The 23,340-nt window shown below is 56.8% G+C and carries 21 protein-coding genes and 2 pseudogenes; 8 read left to right on the forward strand and 15 right to left on the reverse strand.

All coding sequences use genetic code 11. The features are described from left to right. Window positions 1-162: 162 nt before the first annotated feature. Window positions 163-765, forward strand: a pseudogene (gene istA, locus ACQZ6J_RS32710) (IS21 family transposase); the annotation flags it as partial. Between the two features lie 239 nt (window positions 766-1,004). Here the strand turns inward: istA and ACQZ6J_RS32715 are convergent. Further along, window positions 1,005-2,009 (reverse strand): IS110 family RNA-guided transposase, encoded by a 1,005-nt coding sequence (locus tag ACQZ6J_RS32715; RefSeq protein WP_047636796.1) that lies wholly within the window; start codon window positions 2,007-2,009, stop codon window positions 1,005-1,007. 59 nt (window positions 2,010-2,068) lie between these two features. On the opposite strand from ACQZ6J_RS32715, the pseudogene ACQZ6J_RS32720 reads away from it, so the two are divergent. Further along, window positions 2,069-2,830, forward strand: a pseudogene (locus tag ACQZ6J_RS32720) (Mu transposase domain-containing protein); the annotation flags it as partial. 82 nt (window positions 2,831-2,912) lie between these two features. Here ACQZ6J_RS32720 and ACQZ6J_RS32725 read toward each other — a convergent pair. Continuing rightward, window positions 2,913-3,329, reverse strand: coding sequence for an NUDIX domain-containing protein (locus tag ACQZ6J_RS32725; RefSeq protein ID WP_068396624.1), 417 nt, complete (start codon window positions 3,327-3,329; stop codon window positions 2,913-2,915). Window positions 3,330-3,579: 250 nt separating this feature from the next. On the opposite strand from ACQZ6J_RS32725, the gene ACQZ6J_RS32730 reads away from it, so the two are divergent. Next, window positions 3,580-4,995 (forward strand): cytochrome ubiquinol oxidase subunit I, encoded by a 1,416-nt coding sequence (locus ACQZ6J_RS32730; RefSeq protein ID WP_047636783.1) that lies wholly within the window; start codon window positions 3,580-3,582, stop codon window positions 4,993-4,995. Further along, window positions 4,985-5,989 (forward strand): cytochrome d ubiquinol oxidase subunit II, encoded by a 1,005-nt coding sequence (gene cydB / locus ACQZ6J_RS32735; protein ID WP_047636782.1) that lies wholly within the window; start codon window positions 4,985-4,987, stop codon window positions 5,987-5,989. The genes ACQZ6J_RS32730 and cydB overlap by 11 nt, the downstream gene beginning before the upstream one ends. Before the next feature lie 503 nt (window positions 5,990-6,492). Here cydB and ACQZ6J_RS32740 read toward each other — a convergent pair. From ACQZ6J_RS32740 to folE, 9 genes are all read right to left on the reverse strand, one after another. Beyond that, window positions 6,493-8,790 carry an FdhF/YdeP family oxidoreductase gene (locus tag ACQZ6J_RS32740; RefSeq protein ID WP_047636780.1) on the reverse strand — a complete coding sequence of 766 codons (2,298 nt, stop codon included), beginning with the start codon at window positions 8,788-8,790 and terminating at the stop codon, window positions 6,493-6,495. Between the two features lie 127 nt (window positions 8,791-8,917). Further along, on the reverse strand, window positions 8,918-10,132 hold the full coding sequence (gene trpB / locus ACQZ6J_RS32745; RefSeq protein WP_047636779.1) for a tryptophan synthase subunit beta: 1,215 nt from the start codon (window positions 10,130-10,132) through the stop codon (window positions 8,918-8,920). 72 nt (window positions 10,133-10,204) lie between these two features. Beyond that, entirely contained in the window at window positions 10,205-11,518 is a 1,314-nt protein-coding gene (locus tag ACQZ6J_RS32750) for an ABC1 kinase family protein (protein WP_047636778.1), read from the reverse strand. Continuing rightward, window positions 11,515-11,895, reverse strand: a complete 381-nt coding sequence (locus ACQZ6J_RS32755; RefSeq protein WP_348641735.1) for a thiol-disulfide oxidoreductase DCC family protein — start codon at window positions 11,893-11,895, stop codon at window positions 11,515-11,517. The genes ACQZ6J_RS32750 and ACQZ6J_RS32755 overlap by 4 nt, the downstream gene beginning before the upstream one ends. After that, window positions 11,862-13,070, reverse strand: coding sequence for an FAD-binding domain-containing protein (locus tag ACQZ6J_RS32760; protein ID WP_047636777.1), 1,209 nt, complete (start codon window positions 13,068-13,070; stop codon window positions 11,862-11,864). Before ACQZ6J_RS32760 ends, ACQZ6J_RS32755 begins: the two co-directional genes overlap by 34 nt. Window positions 13,071-13,182: 112 nt before the next feature. After that, window positions 13,183-13,389, reverse strand: a complete 207-nt coding sequence (locus ACQZ6J_RS32765; RefSeq protein WP_047636776.1) for a DUF2256 domain-containing protein — start codon at window positions 13,387-13,389, stop codon at window positions 13,183-13,185. Continuing rightward, entirely contained in the window at window positions 13,370-14,917 is a 1,548-nt protein-coding gene (locus ACQZ6J_RS32770; protein ID WP_047636775.1) for a cryptochrome/photolyase family protein, read from the reverse strand. Before ACQZ6J_RS32770 ends, ACQZ6J_RS32765 begins: the two co-directional genes overlap by 20 nt. 60 nt (window positions 14,918-14,977) lie before the next feature. Next, window positions 14,978-15,685, reverse strand: coding sequence for an SDR family NAD(P)-dependent oxidoreductase (locus ACQZ6J_RS32775; protein ID WP_120296845.1), 708 nt, complete (start codon window positions 15,683-15,685; stop codon window positions 14,978-14,980). 42 nt (window positions 15,686-15,727) lie between these two features. Further along, the gene (gene folE, locus ACQZ6J_RS32780; RefSeq protein ID WP_047636791.1) at window positions 15,728-16,336 is read right to left on the reverse strand and encodes a GTP cyclohydrolase I FolE; all 609 of its coding nucleotides are present in this window, start codon (window positions 16,334-16,336) and stop codon (window positions 15,728-15,730) included. Between the two features lie 139 nt (window positions 16,337-16,475). On the opposite strand from folE, the gene ACQZ6J_RS32785 reads away from it, so the two are divergent. The 3 genes from ACQZ6J_RS32785 (at window position 16,476) to ACQZ6J_RS32795 (ending at window position 18,580) form a co-directional block, all read left to right on the forward strand. Beyond that, window positions 16,476-17,084 carry a hypothetical protein gene (locus tag ACQZ6J_RS32785; RefSeq protein ID WP_047636773.1) on the forward strand — a complete coding sequence of 203 codons (609 nt, stop codon included), beginning with the start codon at window positions 16,476-16,478 and terminating at the stop codon, window positions 17,082-17,084. A 76-nt stretch (window positions 17,085-17,160) separates the two neighbouring features. Continuing rightward, window positions 17,161-18,150 (forward strand): NAD(P)/FAD-dependent oxidoreductase, encoded by a 990-nt coding sequence (locus ACQZ6J_RS32790; RefSeq protein ID WP_047636772.1) that lies wholly within the window; start codon window positions 17,161-17,163, stop codon window positions 18,148-18,150. A 22-nt stretch (window positions 18,151-18,172) separates the two neighbouring features. After that, window positions 18,173-18,580 (forward strand): DUF3429 domain-containing protein, encoded by a 408-nt coding sequence (locus ACQZ6J_RS32795; RefSeq protein ID WP_158008782.1) that lies wholly within the window; start codon window positions 18,173-18,175, stop codon window positions 18,578-18,580. A 252-nt stretch (window positions 18,581-18,832) separates the two neighbouring features. Here ACQZ6J_RS32795 and ACQZ6J_RS32800 read toward each other — a convergent pair whose 3' ends face one another. The 4 genes from ACQZ6J_RS32800 to ACQZ6J_RS32815 are packed head-to-tail and all read right to left on the reverse strand — an operon-like array spanning window position 18,833 to window position 21,771. Next, a complete protein-coding gene (locus ACQZ6J_RS32800) occupies window positions 18,833-19,366 on the reverse strand; it encodes a lipocalin family protein (RefSeq protein ID WP_120296843.1) in 534 nt (177 codons plus the stop codon). Between the two features lie 46 nt (window positions 19,367-19,412). After that, window positions 19,413-19,937: a hypothetical protein gene (locus ACQZ6J_RS32805; RefSeq protein ID WP_047636768.1), complete on the reverse strand. Its 525-nt coding sequence runs from the start codon at window positions 19,935-19,937 to the stop codon at window positions 19,413-19,415. Continuing rightward, on the reverse strand, window positions 19,934-20,962 hold the full coding sequence (locus tag ACQZ6J_RS32810; RefSeq protein ID WP_047636767.1) for an SAM-dependent methyltransferase: 1,029 nt from the start codon (window positions 20,960-20,962) through the stop codon (window positions 19,934-19,936). The genes ACQZ6J_RS32805 and ACQZ6J_RS32810 overlap by 4 nt, the downstream gene beginning before the upstream one ends. After that, window positions 20,959-21,771, reverse strand: a complete 813-nt coding sequence (locus ACQZ6J_RS32815; RefSeq protein ID WP_449087093.1) for a DUF1295 domain-containing protein — start codon at window positions 21,769-21,771, stop codon at window positions 20,959-20,961. Before ACQZ6J_RS32815 ends, ACQZ6J_RS32810 begins: the two co-directional genes overlap by 4 nt. A 162-nt stretch (window positions 21,772-21,933) precedes the next feature. Between ACQZ6J_RS32815 and ACQZ6J_RS32820 the strand changes: the two genes are divergently transcribed. Continuing rightward, window positions 21,934-23,322: an NAD(P)/FAD-dependent oxidoreductase gene (locus ACQZ6J_RS32820; protein ID WP_047636764.1), complete on the forward strand. Its 1,389-nt coding sequence runs from the start codon at window positions 21,934-21,936 to the stop codon at window positions 23,320-23,322. Window positions 23,323-23,340 lie beyond the last annotated feature (18 nt).

Raw genomic sequence — 23,340 nt, forward strand, 5'->3', positions numbered from 1 at the left:
GGAGCGAGGCTCGCCCGTTGAAATCGTTGCTGCATAGCTGATCCTCCGATGAACCAGCAGAAGCATCATCCTCAACAGCAGCAAATGTGAGTCAGAGCCCAATTTTGACCCCCCACCTGTTTCGTCTGACCATCCGTCTTTTGCTGACGGATGGAGGGGGAGTTGAAGCGAGTGGATACGATTGCGCGTGTTCGTCGAGCCTTCCATGTTCAGGGCTGGTCGGTGAAGAAGATCGTTCGGGAGCTGCATGTGTCCCGCAACACGGTGCGCAAGATTCTGCATTCCGATGATACTGACTTTTCCTACGAGCGAGAACGCCAGCCGCTACCGAAGACCGGGGCTTGGAAAGCCGAGATCGAGCGCTTCCTGGCCGCGAACGAAGGCAAGCCACCTCGCGAGCGACTGACGCTGATCCGGATTTACGAAGAGCTTCGGGCACTGGGTTACGACGGTAGTTACGATGCGATCCGCCGCTATGCGAAGGGATGGTCAAAGGACCGGGGTGCCGTGACGGCCGAGGCCTACGTGCCGCTCTATTATGCGCCCGGCGAGGCTTATCAGTTCGACTGGAGCCATGAGATCGTTCTGATCCAGGGCGTGACGACGACGGTGAAGGTTGCGCATGTCCGGCTCTGCCACAGCCGGATGATGTTCGCGCGGGCCTATATGCGTGAAAGCCAGGAGATGGTCTTCGACGCCCACGACAAGGCCTTCGACTTCTTCCGTGGCACCTGCACGCGCGGCATCTATGACAATCTAAGGACGCCTCCCGGGCGAGGTGAACATTTGGCGGCACTCGGCATTGGATGCGTGAATCTATCCGGCCTATCGCTGGAGCTATCACGCTCCTGGCCTTGATGGAGTCCGCTACTTCTGTCCTTATAACATGATCGACCTTTTTGGCCTTGTCGTAGATCAGGATCCGAAGCTGCGGTCCGTGCCGTTACGCCATCAGTTCTTACCTCGCATTCATCATCGCCTTATAGGCAATGATTGGCAAATAACTATTGTGCGGCATAGCGCTCCTGTCGCGTGAGCAAGGCCCATGCTACCCGTGCGGTCTTGTTGGCAAGCGCCACGATTGCTTTATTAAATCCCCGGCGAGCGACTAGCTCTTTCAGCCACTGCGATCGGCGATCGTCGTGACTGGCAAGTCGGCTGATGACTGCGCGTGCACCATGGATCATCTGGCGACGTAGATAATGGTTCGCTCGGCGGCCAATTCCACCAAGCCGTGGTTTGCCGCCAGTCGAGTATTGTCGCGGGACCAGTCCGATCCAAGCCGCCAGCTCTCGTCCGGATTTGAAGTGACGTCCGTCCTCAACGCTAGCAACCAGTGCCGTTGCAATGATTGGACCGACGCCTGGCAGTTCGGACAAGTGGCGGCAATCTTCTCGCTCGCGGCAAATCTCGGTAATCTTCCTGTCGAGCCTGGCAACTCGGTCATTCACATCGGTGAGTTGGTCGAGGAGTTCGAGGAATAGCTCGCGCCCGAGATCGGAGAGAGCCGCATTCTCGATAGCCGAGGGTGCCTGGGATGCAAAGCGCCACGGTCCTTGCGGCAAAACGATTCCATATTCGGCGAGAAGGCCTCGAGCGTGGTTGATCAGCGACGTACGCTGTACGATCAGACGCTCTCTAATTCTATGCAGCGACTGAAGGTCTTGCTGTGCGGTGGACTTCACCGGTACGAACCGCATGGTTGGACGTGTCGCAGCTTCATAAATTGCCGCAGCATCTACGGCGTCGTTTTTGGAGCCGCGAACGAAGGGCTTCACAAAGCGAGGGTTGATGAGCAGCACCTCTCGCGCATTATCTTTGAATTCCCGCCCCCAGTGATGCGCACTGGCGCACGCTTCCATAGCAATAGTCTTTGGAGCGAGTGCGTTAACAGTCTCGGCCAACTTCGATCTGCTGACCTTGCGCGACAAAATAGCGCCATCTGCACCAATGCTGTGCAGATGAAACGACGACTTTCCGAGATCGATCGCGAGCAATTCGAATGTCATGACTTCCTCCTTTGGTTGGCCTTTCATTCTGAAGGTTCGGAGGGAGGCGTCCATCCCATAACATGAAGACGGCGGTGGAGGCTGTCTTTATCGGCAAGGAACGGCTCTACAATCGCCGTTTCCTGCAGATGTGCAGCCATTATCTCGTCCACCCCGTAGCCTGCACGCCAGCATCCAGCTGGGAGAAGGGACAGGTCGAGAACCAGGTCGGCCTTGTGCGCGAGCAGTTTTTTACGCCGCGTCTCAGAGTCAAAAGCCTGGAGGAACTGAATGTCTGGCTGCTCGATAAATGCGTTGCCTATGCCAAGGCTCATAGCCAACCCGAACAGACGGCGCAGACAGTTTGGCAGATGTTCGAAGCCGAACGCAGCAGCCTCGTGCGCTACGTTGGCCCATTCGATGGCTTCCACAGCGTTCCGGCCTCGGTGTCGAAGACCTGCACCGTCCGCTTCGACAACAGCAAATACTCGGTCCTGTCGACTGCCGTTGGTCGCCCCGTCGAGCTTCATGCCTATGCGAACCGGATCGTCATCAAGCAGGATGGGGTGACGGTCGCGGAACATCAGCGCAGCTTTGGCCGCGGCGATACCGTCTATGATCCCTGGCATTACATCCTTGTCCTCGCTCGCAAACCCGGTGCCTTGCGCAACGGTGCTCCTTTCCGGGAATGGGTTTTGCCAGCCGCGATGGAGAAGGTTCGCAAGCGGTTGAAGAGCGTCGATGACGGTGACCGACAGATGGTCACCATACTCGGATGCGTGCCCGCCGATGGTCTTGCTGCGGTCGAGGCAGCTTGCCAGGAGGCGCTTGAGCACGGTGTCAGGAGGCCCCCGGCATGACCTCAGACCAAGCCAAGTAACATGGGTTTCAAGAACTGGCTCCGCATGCGCTGTAATGGGACTATCACTTCTGGTTTAGAAACTCCTTAGCTGCGGCGTGTAGGTCAGGGTGTGCCCATTGGTCGCACGTGCCTGCGGAACAAGTGAACCATACGTCTAGCGCCTCGCTATCATGTGGGTGGTCTATCTGAGCATGTCTATTGTACTGACAGACCACGAGATTGTTATAAAACCGATCGGTCCGGAAAAAAGTGAGGGAGACCTGGGTGGGATCTATTAAACAACCCGTTTCCTCCAGTACCTCGCGCGCGCCAGCCTCCTGCCAGGTCTCCCCGCGCATTTGATATCCGCCTGGAAGACCCAGGAGACCGTACCCCGGATCCCGAGCACGGCGGATCACAAGCAGCTGCCGTTGTTCGTTGTAAACGAGGACGAAGACCGTCGTTAGGGCGTTATCGTAAGTTTTCATGTTCGCTTTCATGGGATTGCTAGTCAGTCGGACACTCCGGCGGCAACCTTTGTACCATTTGCGAGCGCGTGGTCACATTTCTTGGCTGAAGCACTTCGACGCTGAACGGAATACAAGCAAATCCGCACCGCCCCCCCCAGATACCCAGAGAGTAAATGTCGCCCCGAGGGTAAAACCGATTCGCTCGCGCCTGCGTATACCGGGTATCAGCAACTACGGACAATGTTGCTCAACTGTTAATCGGTAGAGGGATGCGATAATCATGTTCGACCATCTCGACGCGTCGATTTTTGCCAGGGCGCAGTTCGCTTTCACGGTTTCATTTCACATTATCTTCCCAGCCTTCTCTATTGGGCTTGCTAGTTATCTCGCTGTTTTAGAGGGTCTTTGGCTTTGGAAGAAAGAGCAAGTCTATCTGGAACTTTTCAATTTCTGGAAAACAATATTTGCGGTCGCGTTTGGTATGGGCGTCGTCTCCGGCATCGTTATGTCTTACCAGTTCGGAACCAATTGGAGCGTATTTTCCGACAAGGCCGGCCCCGTGATCGGCCCACTCATGGGCTATGAGGTGTTGACCGCGTTTTTTCTCGAGGCGGGCTTCCTGGGTGTCATGTTGTTTGGGCTAGATCGGGTCGGCCCGAAGCTCCACTTCGTTGCAACCTGCATGGTCGCCGTCGGGACCCTCATATCTGCGACCTGGATATTGGCCGTTAACTCATGGATGCAGACACCTGCAGGCTTTGGTTTAAACGATGTTGGGCAATTCATTCCGCTTGACTGGTGGGCCATTATTTTCAACCCATCGTTTCCCTACCGTTTCGTACATATGGTCTTGGCCGCGTATCTTACCACCGCGTTTGTCGTCGGTGCCGTCGGCGCTTGGCATCTTTTGAAAAACACGGCGCCCCGACGTTCCCGAACGATGTTCTCGATGGCCATGTGGATGGCGACAATCGTGGCTCCAATCCAGATCGTTGCAGGAGATGCACACGGGCTTAACACGCTCGAGCACCAGCCTGCCAAGGTGATGGCGATGGAGGGCCACTACGATAGCCATCCAGGCGGTGCGCCTCTGATCCTGTTTGGCATCCCAAATCCATCGGAAAAGCGTATCGATTACAAAGTCGAAATTCCAAAGATGTCGAGCCTCATCCTCAAGCATGATCTCAACGCCCCGTTAGCCGGCCTCGACACGATACCCGAAGAACGCCAGCCCCCAGTCGCCGTTCTATTCTGGTCGTTTCGTGTGATGGTCGCGATCGGATTTGCCATGCTCGGCATGGGCGCTTGGAGTTTATGGTGCCGTTGGCGCGATACGATGGGGACCAACCAATGGCTCCATCGGGCAGCTGTTGGAATGGGCCCCGCAGGCTTCGTCGCCGTGCTGTCAGGCTGGCTCACAACAGAGGTTGGACGTCAGCCATTCACGGTCTACGGTCATTTGTTGACGGCAGATTCAATGTCTCCCATTCAGGCCCCTGCTGTTGCGGCATCGCTTCTCGCATTCGTCGTGGTCTATTTCGTGGTCTTTGGCGCCGGTACGTTCTACATTCTGCGTCTGATGAAGCGTCTGCCGCGCGACCCAACGCCGGTGCTTGAAGAGGGACCACTTCGGACAACCGGTATCACGCCTGGTCCGATGGCTGGAACCCATGGGAGTGCGCATCATGGAAATTGATCTGCCGATCGTTTGGGCGGGCATTATCGCCTTCGCGGTTATCGCTTATGTACTCTTGGACGGCTTTGATCTCGGCGTCGGCATACTATTTCCGCTTTTTACAGAAAAGAGAGATAGGGATGTCATGATGAATTCCGTGGCGCCTGTTTGGGATGGCAACGAAACATGGCTGGTGCTTGGGGGAGGCGGTCTGTTGGCTGTTTTTCCTTTGGCCTACGCGACGATCCTGCCCGCTTTGTATGCGCCGATCATCGCCATGCTGCTCGGTCTTGTCTTCCGAGGTGTTGCCTTCGAATACAGATGGCGAACCCAGCGCGGCGAGTTTCTCTGGGACTGGGCTTTCGCCGGTGGTTCTATTCTCGCCGGCTTCTCGCAAGGTGTGGCTCTCGGGGCGCTGGTGCAAGGTGTTCCGGTTGCAAACCGCTCATATGCTGGCGCATGGTGGGACTGGCTAACACCGTTTTCGGTCACAACCGGCATTGCGCTTGTCACTGGATATGGCCTGCTCGGAGCTACCTGGCTTGTCATGAAGACACGCGGTACCCTGAACGAAAAATCGCGAATTATTGCGACACGTGCGTGCATCGGCCTCATCGTCGCTATGGGTCTTATAAGTATCTGGACACCATTCTTAAACGCCGTTTATTTCGACCGCTGGTTCAGTTCTCCGACAGTAATTTTTAGCGTTATAGTGCCGCTTTTGGTCGCCTCGTGTTTTGCGGTACTGCTCCACGGGATAAGAAAAAAGCGTGATGCGCAGCCTTTCATTGCTGCGCTGGGGTTGTTTGTTCTCGGCTATATAGGCATCGCGATCAGCTTTTATCCGTTTATTGTACCGGGCTCGGTCACGATATGGGACGCTGCGGCACCAGATAGCAGCCTCGCATTTCTACTTGTAGGAGCGGTCGTGTTGGTACCGATGATCCTGTTTTATACAGGATATGCCTACTGGGTTTTCCGTGGAAAGGTGGATCCTGAAGAGGGGTATCATTGATGAAGGAGACGAGTCTGCCGCGAAAATTGCTTTGGTTCGTTACTCTTTGGGGAGCTGGCGTATTCACGGTCAGTCTAGTTGCCATTTTTATCAAAGCGTGGCTGACTTTGTAGACTGGAAAGTAAGCTATTTTCGCCCGGATCGATATACAATTTCTCAGGGCAACTTTGTACTGCTGGGAACGGGATAAAGATGTTTCGAGATCTAAACGAATATAGGCCTCGTCGCCCTGAACCGCCGGACAGGAAGCCGCAGCAGCTCACGCGAAAGCAGGAAAACGTTATTTTCACAGTGATATTCTTCAACGTCGTTATGGCACTCTTTGGACCTTTTTGCGGCTCATCCGTAATCGAAGCCGTGATCTCAGTTTTCGGACGTTTTTAGTTCGGTCGCTGCTCAACCCACATCTGAGCGGCATTCGCCGATATTCGCAAGGCTTGTTTTCTAAGCTGGCGAACACCGGATAGTTAAACCGAGTCACGCGTCGTCAAGCGGGCCGGACTTTACTGCGACGGTGTTCCGACGACCGTCACCGGAACGCCCTTGTAGGAAGGCGTGCCCGACTGGTGGTCGAAGTGGCGGAGCGACATCACGGCGTTCATCTCCGGATAGTAGCCGGCGATCGATCCCTGCGGGATGTCGTAGGCCACGGCCGTAAAGCCGCTGACGACATGATCCTCGGGATCATCAGAAATCAGCCCGCGGATATCGATACGGTCGCCATCCTTCAGGCCGCGGCGTGCGAGGTCGCCGGCATTCATTAAGATCACGTCGCGCCGACCGAAGACACCGCGGTAGCGATCGTCGAGGCCATAGACCGTCGTGTTGTACTGATCGTGGCTGCGGATCGTCGTGAGCACGAGTGCCTGCTTGCCCTCCAATGCCGGGTCTTCCGCGAGGCCGGGCGCCAGCAGGAAATTCGCCTTGCCGCTTTCGGTGTTCCAGCGGCGAAAAGAGGCGGCGACATCGAGGCGGAAGCCACCGAGCTTGCGCACCCGCGTGTTGAAATCGGCAAAGTCGGGAAAAACGACCTCGATCTTGTCGCGGATGCGGTCGTAATCGCCGATCAGGCCGTCCCAGTCGATGCTGTGACGACCACCGAGTGTCGCCTTGGCGATCCCGGCGATGATCGCGGGCTCGGAGCGGAGCAGCTCACCGGGCGGATTGAGGAAGCCGCGCGATGCATGCACCATCGACATCGAATCCTCGACAGTCACCGCCTGCGGCCCGGAGGCCTGTGTGTCGAGGTCGGTGCGGCCGAAACAGGGGAGAATGATCGAGGTCTTTGCCTTGAGAAGCTGCGAACGGTTCAGCTTGGTGGCGATATGGACCGCGAGATCAAGCTTGCGCATGCCTTCGAACGTGGCGTGGTGATCCGACATGGCGACCGCCAGGTTGCCGCCGAGGCAGATCAGCGCCTTCGACTGGCCGGCGATGATCGCTTCGATCGCTTCGATGGCGTTATGGCCCTTGTCTGATTTCGGCCGGAAGCCAAAGGCGCGCTCCATGCCGTCGATCAGCGCCTTGTTGGGAATTTCGGTGATGCCGACCGTGCGGTCGCCCTGGACGTTGGAATGGCCGCGGATCGGCGCGATGCCGGCGCCCTGGCGGCCCAGATTGCCGCGCAGCATCAGCAGGTTGGCAATCTGCTGAACGTTCTGCGTTCCGCGGGCGTGCTGGGTGATGCCCATGCCATAGCATATGATGACATTCTTCGCTTTGACGTAGACGGCGGCGGCTCTCTCGATCGCCTCTCTCGAGAGACCGCTTGCCGCGGTGATCTCATCCCAGCTGGTTGAAGCGATGTCGGCGCGCAGTGCATCGAAGCCTGCGGTATGCTCGCTGATGAAGGCCCTGTCGAGCACCCCGGAACCGCCGGCATCGATATCCCGCTGATCCGTCTCAAATATCGCCTTCATCATGCCCTTGAGCGCACCAAGGTCACCGCCAACGCGGAGCTGGTGATAGGCCGAGGCGATCGGTGTCGAGGACATCGTCACCATCTCGATCGGGTCCTGCGGGGCAGCGAAGCGCTCGAGCGCCCGCTCCTTCAGTGGATTGAAGACGACGATCGGCACGCCACGGCGCGAGGCCTCGTGCAGGGTCGTCATCATGCGTGGATGATTGGTGCCGGGGTTGTGCCCGAAGGAAAAGATCGCATCCGCATGGTGGAAATCTTGAAGCGTCACCGTTCCCTTGCCGACGCCGATCGATTTAGGCAAGCCGACGCTGGTTGCCTCGTGGCACATGTTGGAACAGTCGGGGAAATTGTTGGTCCCGTAGCCGCGGACGAAGAGCTGGTAAAGGAAGGCAGCCTCGTTTGACGCCCGCCCGGAGGTGTAGAATTCGGCTTCGTCCGGGTCGGCAAGCTTGTTGAGTTCGGCGGCGATCTGTGTAAACGCGTCGTCCCAGGCTATAGGCTCGAAATGGTCACTGGCAGGATTATATCTGAGCGGCGATGTCAGCCGCCCGGCATCCTCGAGCTGGTGGTCCGTCCAGCTCCAGAGTTCGGCGACGCTGTGCTGTTCGAAGAAGGCGGTGTCCGTCCGCTTCGCCGTGGATTCCCAGGTGATCGCCTTGGCGCCGTTCTCGCAGAATTCGAAGGACGATGTGTGTTTCGGGTCGGGCCAGGCGCAGCCGGGACAGTCGAAGCCCTCGGGCTGGTTGGCCTTGAGCAGCGTCCGGCTGCCCTGGGCAACGATCTGCTGATGCGCCAGCGTCTTGGCCACTGCCTTCAACGCATCCCAGCCACCAGCGGGGTGATCGTAGCGCTCGATCCCTTCTGGACGCTGATCTTTCATGGATATGCTCCCGGTTCGTGTTAAAACTCAAGTGCGACCTGCCAGACTATGGCTACGATACGGCAGCCACGCGCTTTTGGGTACCATGCAAGTTCTTTTGACATCCAACAATCATCGTGATGGTCCCCTAATTGTTCAGGTTCAAAAGGCTGGACACGGTGAAAATGTCTTTGTCACCACGGCCGCAGAGATTGACGATGATGATCTTTTCCGGCGTCATGAGTGGCGCTCTCTTCATAACCTCGGCGATTGCATGAGACGGCTCCAGCGCCGGAATGATGCCTTCTACGACTGAGAGAAACTGGAATGCCTCCAGCGCTTCGAGATCGGTTGCGGATGCGTAACTGACACGTCCGCTTTCCTTGAGCCAGGAATGCTCAGGCCCAACGCCCGGATAATCAAGGCCGGCGGAAATTGAGTGTCCCTCGTTTATTTGCCCGTCTTCATCTTGCAAAAGATACGTTCGGTTTCCGTGCAGAACGCCAGGCTGACCCTTCGTCAGCGATGCGCAATGTTCGAATGTATCAAGCCCTTTGCCGGCAGGCTCAACGCCTAACATGGAGACGCCAGGATCGGCGAGGAACGGGTGGAACAAGCCGATCGCATTTGAACCGCCGCCGACAGCCGCGACCAAGAGATCTGGCAGGCGCCCCTCTCGCTCCAAAATCTGCGCACGCGCCTCTCTGCCGATCACGGATTGCAAGGTTCTCACCATTTCCGGATAGGGATGAGGCCCCGCTGCGGTTCCGATCAGATAGTAGGTGTCGTCGACGTTCGAGACCCAATCGCGCAACGCCTCGTTCATCGCATCCTTGAGGGTGCAGTTGCCCGAGGTCACGGATCGTACCTCGGCGCCCAGTAGCCTCATTCTGAAGACGTTGGGCGCCTGTCGCTCGATGTCTGTCGCGCCCATGTATATAACGCATTGGAGACCGAAGCGGGCAGCCATCGTGGCGGTGGCGACACCGTGCTGGCCCGCGCCTGTCTCGGCGATGATGCGGCGCTTGCCCATCCGCAGGGCAATCAGAATCTGGCCGAGACAGTTGTTGATCTTATGCGAACCCGTGTGATTAAGCTCGTCCCGCTTCATGTAAACACGCGCGCCGCCAAGGCGCTCACTCAAGCGTTCAGCGAAATAAAGCGGACTGGGTCGGCCGACATAAGTTCGCGACATTTCGTCAAGCTGATCCCAGAAAGATTGGTCGGTCTTCGCTGCCTGCCAATTCTCGGTCACTGCGATCAGCAGTGGCATGAGCGTCTCCGCCACGAAGCGCCCACCAAACTTTCCGAAAAAACCGTTTTCGTCAGGCAAGGCGTTGGCGTTTACTGACATCGGATACATACTCTCACTCCTGGAATATCGTTCAATATGGAGTTGCCGGAATTCGGATCTCGCAAAAGGTAGGCTTGCAGCTCAACAATAACGCCCAAGCATTTGCTTCAGCGACAGTTTAGCACGCATATTGACCATCAGAAGCGAAGTACCACTGATCTTCCGCTGGATGAACAGTTTGTCCGGCGACGGCAGTTGCCAGCTGGAGCGATCTGATAGCAGCGAGGTGGCCCTATCCCGGATCAATCCCACGAACTTTCGATCGGCAAAATCAAAAATGCCATCGCCGCTCTTTTGCAGCTGAGCGACAACGATCTCGATAATCTCGTTAACTTCATGCGGGTGCTGGGTGGCTTGTGACGCGGAAACAAACCCCATAGTCATCAATGCATCACGAATGGAAGTCACGTCTTCGGTAAGCGTAGCGCGCAGCAGCCTCCGATAGTCAGCGGCACTTTCGGCTTCGATGACACGGGTCGCACCGAAGTCGAGTAGCGCAATACGTCCGGTCTCTTTTTGCCAACGATAGTTTGCGAAGTTCGGATCCGTCTGCATCAGGCCAAACTCCAACAGTTCTCGCAGCACGAGATCGAGTAGCGCGCCCATCGCCTCGTTTCGTATCGTCTGCGGAGCCGCAATCAGCGTCTCAATCGGCGCGGCCTCGAGGAAATCCATAGGAAGTACGGTCGGGTGCAGCAATCCATCCGCAGGTTTTGGTACGATGAAACGGCCGTCGCCTCTAAGCAGATCTTGATAGCGAACCATCATGTTCGCCTCACGCAGATAGTCGGCCTCGTCATGCAACTGACGCTTTGCCTCGGCGAGATACGGCGCGATATCGAGGGCGGACGGAAGCAGGCCTGACATCCTCAAAAGGGTAGCGACATTGTCAATGTCGGCATCGATGCTTTTGGCAACACCGGGGTACTGAACTTTGACGGCCAATTCCCGCCCCGAGGCGAGTTGTGCACGATGAACCTGGCCTATCGAGGCGGCTGCAATCGGCGTCATGTCGAAGCGGTTGAAACGGCGCCTCCACCCGGGACCCCAAGCCGACTCCAAGGTCTTTTCAAGTTGATGCTGTGGCATGAAATGCGCTCGATCGCGCAATTCGGCGAGTATCGCGGAGAGTTCGCTGGGTAGGATATCGCCGGCATCAAGCGATATCATCTGCCCCAGCTTCATCGCAGCACCTCGAAGCCGCGACAATTGCTCTGTAACCCGTCGTGCATTTCCGGGGGTCAGGATGAGATCGGAAAGATGCGGCCGCTCGCCGCGTGCCAGTCTTCCAAGACCCTCTCCCACGAAACCCGCCGCAACGCCGCCGGCCAGTTTTCCAAGAGCCGCAAGTCTGGTTAGGCGACTTTCGGGAACAGCGCGAAACCGATCCGTCATCGAAATATCCTTTGCAAATGTGGTCTGATCCGCAGGAAGCCGCGATACCCAGCTTCGAATATCGGAAAGGCAGGCGGCCAACCTGCCAGAAGCCCGATTGGGCGCAGCAGTGGTATAGCCCGCCACATAGCGGCGAACGCGGCGGCACCTGACAAAAGACGTCCGTCTTCCTCGGCATGAAATCGCGACAAAATTTCCGCTCGGTCTATCGGGCAAGATGTTGAAGCGTCGCATGCATCGACAAACAATATCGCCTTCCGCCGATGATCGAGCCACCGCATGAGTGCGATCTCGCGCCGGCAAAGCGGGCAGTTGCTGTCAAACCAGACAACGAGTTGCCTTGTCATCGCATGGTACCCGTTGCATTGATCAGACATGGAATTTTCTGTCTAAGGGCATAGAAGCCCTTATTGCAAAAAGGCCATGCCTCCTGATCCCAGCTTCGCAAGTGTTCTGCCAATTGCATTCCGTAGCCGGGAGCCTTTTGCCCCAACATATCGAGCCTTTGAGCTGTTGGACCAACAGACGCGAAGCCTGTGACGATCTGACTACAGCCCAGTGCTTTAGCAGCTCTGAGGCCTTCCTCCTCCGGCGATACGAGGACTGCAGCCCGCGGCCATGTGTTGGTTGCTCGTTTCAGCGCGTCATTCAACGCTAGACGATCTGTTTCGTACTCGGCCGACAGAACCGAAATCGCTTTGATGTCCATCTCACCCAACGCAGGCAGTCCTTCAAGCGAGAGGTCCTCAATTGTGATCAAAATCATCGCCGGCTGGGATGGATCCGGATCCCGAAAATCTCGAAGCGGAGAGGGGGGTGGTACGACGATGCCGTCAGTCGGGATGACCGCCCTCCGGGCAAGACCCGTGGGAGAGAACCGGCCGTTGGTCATGGCGCGTATGCGGTCAGCATCGGCAAGATAGGCTTTGCCTTTCGTGTGCAGTCCCGCGACCCAGCGCCAAGACAAGGTATTTGATGCCGGGTCGGAGTCAACGAGATGGCTGGACATGAAGGCGGCGCCCAGTTCCCAGCGCAAACCAAGTGTAAATGTCCAGATCGAGGCGAACTGCATCCTGGCCCAATTATGGAGATAACCGGTGTCTTTCAACTCCGCGACCCAGGCGTCGAAGCAGTCAATTTCGCTGAGACCAGCGCAGGCGTTTTCGTACATCTGGGACAAATCATGATCGACCTCAAGCTGCTCACGGGCTTTGTCCAACTCATCCAGATAGCCGGTCCACACCGCAGGTCGCTGCTCGAGCCAACCCTTCCAATATGTCCGCCAGAAAATCTCACTGATGAATTTTTCAGCTTGGACAATCCCGTGCCGCGCGACGACCGCCGCGACCACCTCGGCTTCACAGACGACCCGACGCCGAAGTGCTGCCGACAGCCGCGAAACATGCACATGCTGACCGTTGCCCCGATCGAAGTTTCGCAAACGGGCGTATTGCGAGCCCGCTGCGGGCAGGAATTCCTCCAGCCGTTGCAGCGCGTAATCGCGGGTTACGGGAAACTCTGTTTGTTTAGGAGGCGTTTCTTTCACGAGCATGGTTGTCTCAGATTTCGAATCAAAACTGTTACGCTGCCGGGCGGGGCACGGTTCAAATCTCAGGTGATTTGCCGCGAACACTCGCTTACCCCGGTACAGGAAGACAAACTGATCAAATTTTGGCTGCTTTCGAACGCCGGCAGCGATCCGAACAGAACTTTACATCGCCCCAGTTTTTTGCCCACTTTCGTCGCCAAGCGAAAGGCAACCCGCAGGCGAGACAGATTTTCATCGGCAGATCGGATTTCTTGACCATCTTCGGCACGTCGAAGCGCTCCTTGGTGGGTTTCTCGGAGGGATCAAACGCGCTGTCGATCACCGAGCTTTTCCAAAAACGCTGCTGCGCTTCGGCGGTAATCGTGCTTTTTGTCGTCATCCATCCGCCGCCAGGTGGAAAAGACCTGCGCGAGACGATGGTTCTTTGACAGCGCCGCTGCGTTACGATCCATGAAGTCCCAATAAAGCGCGTTGAAAGGACAGGCGTCATCGCCGGTTTTTTGGGAGACCTTGTATCGGCAGCCGTCGCAGTAATCAGACATCCGGGAAATGTATGCACCACTGGCCGCATATGGCTTGGATGCCATGAAGCCACCATCGGCGTACTGGCTCATGCCGATGACGTTGGGTAACTCGACCCATTCGAAGGCGTCCGCATAAACGGAGAGATACCATTCATGCACCTCATAGGGGTTGAGCCCCGCGAGCATCGAAAAGTTTCCGACCACCATCAGGCGCTGGATATGATGGGCGTAAGCATTGGTAATAGTCTTTTTGATCACATCCGAAACACAGGCCATGTCGGTGTCGCCGGTCCAGAAGAAGTCTGGGAGCGGTCGCTCAGCCCCGAAAACGTTGCTCTTTTCGTAACCGGGCATCTTCGACCAGTAGATACCGCGGATAAACTCGCGCCAGCCGATGATCTGCCGAATAAAACCTTCCACGGCGTTGAGTGGGGCGTCGCCCTCGATATAGGCTTGCTCCGCCTGACGGCAAAGTGTCAGAGGATCGAGCAGACCGATATTGATGTAGAACGATAAGAGCGCGTGATTGAGAAAGGGATCGCCGCTCAACATCGCATCCTGTGTTTCACCAAAATTCGGCAAAAAATCTTTAACGAACGCCTGCGCCGCCTCTTCGGCATCGGCGCGCGTTACTGCAAATGAAAAATTTGCGGTCGAGCCCATGTTTTTCGGAAAAGTTCTCGCAACGAGCTCAAGCACCTCTGTGGTCGTATTATCTGGGGCGAAGGCTGGATGCCGAAGCCGAAGAAGCTCGGGTCTCGCGGGCTTGCGGTTTTCGGCGTCGAAATTCCATCGTCCGCCCTCTGGGTCGTTCCCGTTCATAAGAAGTCCGGTCCGGCGGCGCATGTCCCTGTAGAAATATTCCATGGTCAGGGACCGCCGGTCACGTGCCCAATCCTGGAAATCGGCCTTCGAACAGAGGAAGCGGCCATCTGCTCGCATTTCGACCGGAACACCGAGCAATCCCTGCCATTTTCCCATCGCCTCGAGAACCCGCCACTCGGCGGCCTCGGTGGCTATGATCCGTTCAGGCAGCATAATCTTAGCAGCTCGCATGACCTCGCCGGTGAATGAACCGGAATTCTCAGGGTCGTCGAGCTTGGTGTAGCGGACATCGAAACCTCGATCGCGGAGTTCTGCCGCGAAGTGGCGCATCGCGGAGAAGATCAGCGCGATCTTCAGTTTATGATGATGAACGTATGACGCTTCTTCCAAGACTTCGCACATCACGATGACGTCGTGGTTCGGGTCAGCGCCATCGAGACTAGACAGTGAGAGCGATAGCTGGTCGCCGAGCACGAAGATCAGGTTGCGAACACGTTTCAACGAAGCCTCCTGCAAAGTCCCATCAGATCCTGGTCATCACCAAAGCAACTGTGAAGCGCGCTACCAAACGATTGAGCTTCCGTCATAGGCGAAGAACCCGCCAGTATTCGCCGGCTGGAGCCCGTCGAGCACTTGCAGGACTGATCGCGCGGCGTCGTCCGGCTTCGACCTTTCGTGGTTTGAGGAAAATGGATCCGACAGGGAGGTGGCAACACTACCTGGATGTATGGCGACGACCACCGATGCGGGATTTGCCCTGGACACTTCGATCGCGGCCGTATGGACGATCTGGTTAAGCGCAGCCTTGGAGGATCGATACGAGATCCAGCCGCCGAGCTGATTGTCGCCGATCGATCCAACGCGCGCCGAAAGGAAAGCGAAGATCACCCGCTTCTTTCTGTCGAGCAATGGAACGAAATACTTTAGTAGCAATGCCGGTCCAATGGCATTGACGGCGAACTGGTTCATCATCGCGTTTTGTGAGATTTGGCGGATCGACTTCTCCGGCCCGACACCGTCTATGGTGAGAGCACCCGTCGCGCAGACAATGAAGTCGAACGACATTGCTTGAAAGCAATCGGCTGCACGACGGACGGATTCCTCGTCAGTGATGTCAAGCTGATCATCACGGCGCGAAAGCTGAACCGTGTTTGAACAATTGGGATCGGCTTCCAAGCAATCGGCGATCGCATGGCCGATGCCGCCACTGGCCCCGATCACCAGGGCCGAGTATCCGGGGTCTAACGATGTCAGCAGCTTACCCGCCATTTAACGTACTCCCTGCAGATCGGATGGATCCAGCTCGGACAATCAGCCGCGAGCCAGCATCATGAAGCGCGACTGATCCTGTGCAGAGCCTTCAAATTGGCCCATGAATGTCGTCGTTATCGTTTTGGCACCCTGCTTTTGAATGCCGCGCATCGCCATGCACATATGCTCTGCTTCAATCATGACGGCCACGCCTTTTGGTCGCAGGCTCTCGTCGAGAGCTTTCGCGATCTGCGACGTCATTGTTTCCTGCGTCTGCAACCGTCGAGCAAAAAGGTCGACCAGCCTCGCCATTTTGGAAAGTCCCAGCACGCCGTCTTCCGGGAAATAGGCGATGTGGGCAACACCATGGAACGGCACCATATGATGCTCACAATGCGAGTGAAATGCGATATCCTTGACGATTACCATGTCGCTGTAACCGGCGACATCTGAGAACGTTCTTGCCAGGACGTCTTCGGGCGCTGCGTCATAGCCGGCGAAAAGTTCCCGATACGCTTTGGCGACGCGCTTCGGGGTGTCGAGGAGGCCCTCTCGGGTCGGATCGTCCCCAGCCCAGCGGATCAACGTCCGCACGGCGGCCTCCGCTTCTTCCTGGGTAGGTGTGTCCGCGGCCGCTAGAAACTCGGTATCGTTGACGATTGCGTCCATCAGAAATGTCCTTTGTTTCCACAACAGCGTTGCTACGACGCTACCCATCGGTCGGATCAAATTTCCGGGCAGATTAGGTTCCAATTTTGATCTGTTTCGCCATGACGTCGTAAGCACGATGTTAGCGTGGAGCAGAGATATGGCGCGAAGGATCGTGATCGTTGGAAACGGCTCATTTTCGCGAGGGCAAGCGCGGGCAATCGATAACAGTGATCTTGTCGTTCGCTTCAATGGCTGCCGCTCGGTCGGCGAGGGCGGCCTTCGAACCGATATCGTCTCGGTCTGCAACACAGGTCGTCCCGCTGCAGCGATGATCGGTGAAGCCACATGGCGCAACAGCCCAGCCGTAATGAGTGCTGCCGAGATCTGGTGCGTTCGCGAGGCATCGAAGTTTGCCGAAATCAAACCGGCGCTCGCGATACAGTATCCCGAGCTCGGCGACTTCTGTGACGATTATACGGAAAGCTTTGCAAGCTTTGCCACCAACACCGGCAAAAGCTTTGCGGTGATTCCTCGCCGATATCATGATCTCTTGGATTTGGAGCTGCGAGGGCTCATGCCGGGCGCCTACGTTGTGCCGAGCTCTGGGTTAATCACGATCGCCTATGTGATTGGAGAGGTTGCAGCGCCTGGCGATCAGGTTTTACTCGCTGGGTTCTCGCATCAGGGATGGGATGGGCATCCGTTCGACGCCGAGCGCGGCTTCGTCGATCGGCTGATCGCGCAAGAGCAATTGCGGAGGCTGTGAAGCCGGACGTTTGCGGAGCAACGGTCAGCAGATACAATGACTAGGGGCAGCAGCAGAAATGGGAGGAGTGAATCGAATGGCGGAACGGCCGCGAGTTGGGGTTATAGGGGCGGGTATCGCGGGACTGACTGTTGCCAGGTCACTGCAGACAATCGCAGACGTGATCGTTTTCGAAAAAGGCAGAGGCTTCGGCGGTCGGATGGCGACACGCAGAATTGACGGGGTCTCGTTCGATCACGGGGCACAATATTTCACGGTACGAGATCAGGATTTTCGTAAGGAGATGGATCAGGCTTGCGGCGTGGGTTTGGTCAAGCCGTGGACGGGCGATGTGGTATCGTTGAGCGTAGGTGGTCCGGCGCGACACGTGGTTCCAAGCATGACGAGGTATGTTGCCGTTCCTTCTATGACCGCGTTGCCGAAAGCGATGGCCGAGGGCCTCGACATCCGTCTTGCCAGCCGGGTGGCAGAGATCGGCGGAGAGCCCGGTCGGTGGCTTATACACTCCGGCGAACTTGTGGAGGGGCCGTTCGACTGGATCGTTGCGACTGCGCCAGCGCCACAAAGTGCGGTGCTCTTGCCCGCCAGCTTTTCCCACCATGAAACCTTACGCGAGGTTGGCATGCACGCATGTTTCACGCTGATGATTAAGCGAAATTCTCGCGTTCGAGAGCCCTTCGCCGCCGCTCATGTGTCGGATCCAGTTATCGGATGGATAGCCTATAACGACTCAAAACCGGCCCGTACAAAGCCCGCTTCTCTTGTTGTTAATTCCAATGGCGTCTGGGCCGATGCCAACGTCGACGTGCCTTTTGATGCGGTTCGCAAACAAATGATTGAGGCTTCTAAGCGCCACATCCCGATTGAAGCATCGGAAGCTGAAAGTGCGGTTCTTCATAGGTGGCGTTACGCGGACGTTCACAATCCCGCTCGCCAGTCGTTCCTGTTGGACCGGGATACCCAGCTCGCGGCCTGCGGCGATTGGTGCATCGCCGGGCGCGTCGAGGCGGCGTACGTTAGCGGGTTGGCGCTGGCGGATGCCCTTAACGGCATAGTGGGTCAGTAGGATGGGCAAAAGGCACCGTCGCTTGGCGATCGTCTTGACGTATTTGGGAACGATGCCGTTTTGGCTGCTGATACTCGTTTCAATTTTCGCGCCGCAGTTCGAAGCGCAGAGTGCATTCATCGCTTATGGAGCAATTATCGCCTCGTTCATGGCGGGAACGCTTTGGCGTAGCGCACTCAACGTTCGGGGGAAAATCTTTATTTCCCTGTCCAGCAACGTTTTGGCATTGGTCGCATTTGCGACGCTTCTCACCGGTTCCATCACACTCGGCCTTATAGCTCAGATGATTTTGTTTGGTGTTCTCCTCGTCGTTGACGCCCAGACGATCGCCGCAAACAGTGACCTGCGGTGGTACCTGAAGGTTCGCGAAAGGGTGACGTTAGCTGTTGTTATCGCTTACTGCTTGATGACGCTTGTTTCGGTCCTATAAGCGGAGCGAAACTCGATTGAGGCTGGATGGGTTGCCCGAGGCAGTCAGACTCCGCATTGTTATATTCGAAGACACGCAACATCGCGCCGTTAGCGGGGCATATTTAGCACCAGCTTTGAAGATCTGTCTTGCAGCTCATCAGATGAGCCAAAGAAAGGCTGCATTGATAGAGATGCAAGCTGTGGACGGATCATATCACAAGTTGTTGCGCTCTCTGGACCTTCCCAAACTCACAGGTTTGTTAGTCAGAAACTATCGCTGCGCGGGGAACTCTAGCTGACGCACGTCGTAACCCAACTCGCTCGCCTTTTGGACCATGCGTTGAAGTTTGCTCTTCGAAGGTACGGATCGCGCGTAGATCCAGAGGTCGGTCATCGAGGGGTTGGCGCTGATGAACCAGGATTTATCCGGGGACTTGTACAACACCCAGTAATTGAATGTGATGAACCAGGGATAACGGACGCGCATTTTGGCGTTGGTCGTTTCAAAATCAGTGACGGTGCCGATACCTTTGACGGTCTTCAAGCGGCCTTTTGGCGTATCAACCCTGCAACCATCCTCGACGAGGATCTCGCTACGCGACGGTCCCTGACGATATGTCGAATAGCCAGCAACACAGCCGTCGGTCAGATACATCGGTCTTCGGGCGATTTCCAGCCATGTGCCGCGGTAATGGTCTGGTTCGACCTTCACGACATCGGGTTCGGCCCTTGCGAGGCACGTTGCCGACGCAACGACGGCGAGAGCGAGAAGTAGCGGCCGTATGCTATGGATATGATTTTTCATCGAGATCTCCTGGATCGTTAATTTGTAGTTGAGTTCCTGATGTCGCTTATCGGCGCCAAATCCCCGCGTATCGTAGCCCAATGAAGGTCATCAGGCTCGCGACTGCGAACGAATTGAGACTGAATAACGTAGACAAATCGCCGTCGCTCCATACGTGCAACGGCGCACCAGTGAGCGATCGCGAAGCGACAAAAACGGCGAAAACGAAGGCAGCTATGCCTCGCTGCCACCATTTCTCATCGGGATGAAATGAAATCGCCGCCAGCATGATGCAGGCCCCAAAAAACAATTCTGTGCCGGAGTTCTGGCCGAACAGCTTCGTCTCGAACCATGTATCCAGTGTTCCAATTAGAGGTAGCGCGATTCTAGCAGCTAGCGGCGAACGCGTCGCAAGAACAGGGATCACCAGCATGAGCGGGGCGGCTGCCAAGGTCCAAAGTGACGCAGACACACCATTGCCAACGAGATACCAGACATAGAGCGGATAGAAGGGTTTGTTTGCAATGATCACCCAGGCGATCGTGACCGTCGCCTGTGTCAGGGGATCTAGGCGTTGGTCGATAGCGTTCATCTGGTCGGCGCCATCAAATAGTGTCCGACACCCCAGACGTCGCCGCTATCGTGACCGAACAGCCCCGCGGTGGAAAGAAAAAACAGCCGCCAACGGCGCTGCCACAGGGCAGCGTCAGCTCCGTACACCTCGTTTAAAATCGGGCGGATTTTCTCGACATTCCGATCGAAATTGGCGAGCCAGTCGAGCGCGGTCCTGCGATAATGCATGCCAGACCAACGCCATTCCGCTTCTACCCGGAAGAGATAGCCGAACCTATGTGGCAGATCATGAGCCGGCATGATTCCGCCTGTGAAGAAATGCTGTGCAATCCAGTCTGCAGGATCGCCGCGGTCGAAGCGGTAGGATCTGTTCTTGTGAGTGAAGACGTGGAGGAAGAGCTTGCCGTCCGGCTTGGTCCAGCCGCGAATACGATGGAGTAGGGCGTTCCAGTTCGACATATGCTCGAACATCTCCACTGAAACCACGCGATCGAACCGCTCGTCGGTCTCAAACTCGTTCATATCGGCAGTGATAACGTCGAGATTGCTGATGCCATGCATGTTTGCGACGCTGAGAATATGCGAGCGCTGCGACGCCGAATTGGATACTGAGAGAATACGAGCCTTCGGAAATTTCAGTGCAAGGTGGAGCGAAAGCGAACCCCAGCCGCAACCAAGCTCAAGGATTTCCATGCCATCTTCGATTTCAGCATGTTTAACGGTCTCCGCGAGCGCGAGCGCCTCCGCTTCGGCAAGTGAGGTCGTGGCGTCGGGATAAAGACAACAGGAATACTTCCGCTGCGGACCGAGGACTTGCGCGAAAAACTCTGCCGGTACCTCGTAATGCTGACGGTTGGCTTCTACCGTATGAGTGGCGACGGGAAAGCGATCCATCTCATCCACGAAAGCCTGTTCAGCCTCATTGGTTGTCGACAAAAGCCGTCGTTTCATCCTGCTGCAAAGTAAATCTATCGCTGCGAGGGATATCCCGTCTGGTATGGGGGTGCGTTCAGCGGTGTTGATGGCAAAAGCCAGCATGTTCATGGAGCGTCTCCGCGGGGAATGGACGAGGGTTTGCGGCGCGGGCCGGGGAAGAAGGCGTTGACGCGCTGCTGTTGGGCACGAAACCTAGCGCCGCGCGTTCGCAGCATATAATCTTCAAGGGGCGGAATACCGGAGACGTGAACAAGCAGCCAATACATCATGGCCGGAGCCAACAGCGATAACCAGCTCCATATCGACCCAGATAGCGCAAAGAGGGGAAGGCAGCACCAGAACAGCCATTCGAAGAAATAATTTGGATGGCGGGAGTAGCGCCATAGACCCAGCTCGCAAACGCCTGTTCTGGCGCCGGGGGACTTCCTAAAGCGAGCCAATTGGGCATCCGAAGCCGCCTCGCCCCCCAAGGCAATAAAGCCAACCCCGATGGCAATGAAATCCAGAGTGCGAAGGAGATTTTCGCCATTGGCTGCTGCCAGATAGACGGCCAAGACAAGAACGAAAGCGGCAATCGCCTGCACTTGCAAGAACACGAAGAGCCGCCATGGCGCGCTATCGCCCCACTCCTCGATAAATTTCGCGTAGCGGGGGTCCTCTTTCGCACCTCTGGTGCGCGCGCCAATATGGCTGGCGAGCCTGAGCGACCAGAGTGCCACGAACATCAGCACCATTATGCGACGACTGGTATTACCATCGGCGAAGATTGCCGCCGCGATGCCGCCGGCCCCCACAGCCACAGACCAAATCGTGTCAATCCAGCCGCTGAGGCCGGTCGTGCGCTGTATCACCCACGCGCCAGCCATCGCCACAGAGAGCCCAATCGCGATGATCACTAGAGGATTGATGTCCATCATATTCCCGAGAACGATTTGCTTCCGAGCGCCTCTACGCCGGTTGCGGCAACTCGGTTTGCGGACCGCAGTCAAAAAATGCGAAAAAATCTGCGCGTGAGAGAACCGCTGCGAAGCACGTCCGTAAAGACTGGCAATTCTTCAATTTGTAGAGAGAGGATATTTATGGCATTTGGAGATCGCGGCAACGGTTCGCGCCGTCTCAAGGTTGGGATTATCGGCAGCGGCATTTCAGGTCTTTCCGCCGCCTGGCTTTTGGCAAAACATCATGACGTGACCATATTCGAGGCTGCGGATCGGATTGGTGGGCACAGCAATACAGTGAAGTTTACGGCCGAGAGCGGCGAGGTTGCGGTCGATACCGGCTTCATCGTCTACAACGAAGTGACCTATCCCAATCTCACGGCGCTGTTCGACACCCTGGACGTCTCAACAGCAGCCTCCGATATGTCATTCGCTGTATCGCTCAACGAGGGGCAATTTGAATACTCCGGTGGCACAGGACTTGGCCTGTTCGCCCAATGGTCAAACGTCGCCAGTCCCCGCTTTTGGTCGATGATACGCGATCTCCTGCGCTTCTATCGCAGCGCGCCGCGGGATCTCCCAGTGATGGGCGGCATTTCTCTCAACGACTATCTTTCTCGCAATGGGTACGGACGCGCGTTTCGCGAGGACCACCTTTATCCCATGGCGGCGGCCATCTGGTCGACGCCCGCCATGGAGGTCGGCGCCTACCCTGCCGCCAGCTTTGTCAAATTCTGCTGCAACCACGGACTTCTTGCTCTTTGGAATCGACCAACGTGGCGCACGGTAAGGGGCGGCAGTCGGGAATACGTAGCGCGGATGACCGCAGGTTTCGCTGACCGCGTACGGCTCTCGACACCAGTCCAGCAAATCCGCCGTCTTAGCGACCACGTCCAAGTCCGCGACGTATTCGGCAAACAATATCTGTTCGATGACGTTGTCGTTGCGACGCATTCGGACCAGGCGCTTCGCATGTTGGCCGACCCCAGCGAAGAGGAGCGCAGGATCCTCGGAAGCTTTCGCTACTCGCGGAACGAGGCCATTCTCCATGGCGATACCACCTTCATGCCAAGGCGCCGTGCAGCCTGGTCAAGCTGGAACTACGTCGCCGATGGGAGAGGTTCGCACCAGCAGGATCAGCCAAAGCCATCGATCACCTACTGGATGAACAAGCTGCAGCCGCTGGGCGCCGCGCCGCCGACCTTCGTTACGCTCAATCCGAACCGTCCACCACGCGCCGAGACGATCATCACCACCGAGACCTACGAGCATCCGGTTTTCGATCTCGCGACGGAGAGAGCTCAGCGCGAAATCTGGTCGCTTCAGGGCGCACGCAAGACATGGTTTTGCGGCGCGCATTTCGGCTCCGGTTTCCATGAGGATGGCATTCAGGCGGGGCTCGCCGTCGCTGAAGATCTCGGAGGCGTGCGACGCCCATGGAAAGTCAGCCATGAAAGTGGGCGCATCGCTCGCATGCCAGCGACGCGGTCGCTCGACCGAATGGCTGCTGAGCAGGAGGTGCTCGCATGAGGATCACAAGCCGGCGGT

Source organism: Rhizobium sp. A37_96 (assembly GCF_053521765.1).

Excerpts from the sequence above, each read along its gene's own strand:
- ACQZ6J_RS32820 (WP_047636764.1), top strand. The coding sequence starts at position 21,934 with ATGGCATTTGGAGATCGCGGCAACGGTTCGCGCCGTCTCAAGGTTGGG.
- trpB (WP_047636779.1), bottom strand. The coding sequence starts at position 10,132 with ATGTATCCGATGTCAGTAAACGCCAACGCCTTGCCTGACGAAAACGGT.
- ACQZ6J_RS32790 (WP_047636772.1), top strand. The coding sequence starts at position 17,161 with ATGGCGGAACGGCCGCGAGTTGGGGTTATAGGGGCGGGTATCGCGGGA.
- ACQZ6J_RS32715 (WP_047636796.1), bottom strand. The coding sequence starts at position 2,009 with ATGACATTCGAATTGCTCGCGATCGATCTCGGAAAGTCGTCGTTTCAT.
- ACQZ6J_RS32725 (WP_068396624.1), bottom strand. The coding sequence starts at position 3,329 with ATGAAAGCGAACATGAAAACTTACGATAACGCCCTAACGACGGTCTTC.
- ACQZ6J_RS32750 (WP_047636778.1), bottom strand. The coding sequence starts at position 11,518 with ATGACGGATCGGTTTCGCGCTGTTCCCGAAAGTCGCCTAACCAGACTT.
- ACQZ6J_RS32755 (WP_348641735.1), bottom strand. The coding sequence starts at position 11,895 with ATGTCTGATCAATGCAACGGGTACCATGCGATGACAAGGCAACTCGTT.
- ACQZ6J_RS32815 (WP_449087093.1), bottom strand. The coding sequence starts at position 21,771 with ATGATGGACATCAATCCTCTAGTGATCATCGCGATTGGGCTCTCTGTG.
- cydB (WP_047636782.1), top strand. The coding sequence starts at position 4,985 with ATGGAAATTGATCTGCCGATCGTTTGGGCGGGCATTATCGCCTTCGCG.
- ACQZ6J_RS32805 (WP_047636768.1), bottom strand. The coding sequence starts at position 19,937 with ATGAACGCTATCGACCAACGCCTAGATCCCCTGACACAGGCGACGGTC.
- ACQZ6J_RS32760 (WP_047636777.1), bottom strand. The coding sequence starts at position 13,070 with ATGCTCGTGAAAGAAACGCCTCCTAAACAAACAGAGTTTCCCGTAACC.
- ACQZ6J_RS32775 (WP_120296845.1), bottom strand. The coding sequence starts at position 15,685 with ATGGCGGGTAAGCTGCTGACATCGTTAGACCCCGGATACTCGGCCCTG.
- ACQZ6J_RS32810 (WP_047636767.1), bottom strand. The coding sequence starts at position 20,962 with ATGAACATGCTGGCTTTTGCCATCAACACCGCTGAACGCACCCCCATA.
- ACQZ6J_RS32785 (WP_047636773.1), top strand. The coding sequence starts at position 16,476 with ATGGCGCGAAGGATCGTGATCGTTGGAAACGGCTCATTTTCGCGAGGG.
- ACQZ6J_RS32740 (WP_047636780.1), bottom strand. The coding sequence starts at position 8,790 with ATGAAAGATCAGCGTCCAGAAGGGATCGAGCGCTACGATCACCCCGCT.
- ACQZ6J_RS32730 (WP_047636783.1), top strand. The coding sequence starts at position 3,580 with ATGTTCGACCATCTCGACGCGTCGATTTTTGCCAGGGCGCAGTTCGCT.
- folE (WP_047636791.1), bottom strand. The coding sequence starts at position 16,336 with ATGGACGCAATCGTCAACGATACCGAGTTTCTAGCGGCCGCGGACACA.
- ACQZ6J_RS32800 (WP_120296843.1), bottom strand. The coding sequence starts at position 19,366 with ATGAAAAATCATATCCATAGCATACGGCCGCTACTTCTCGCTCTCGCC.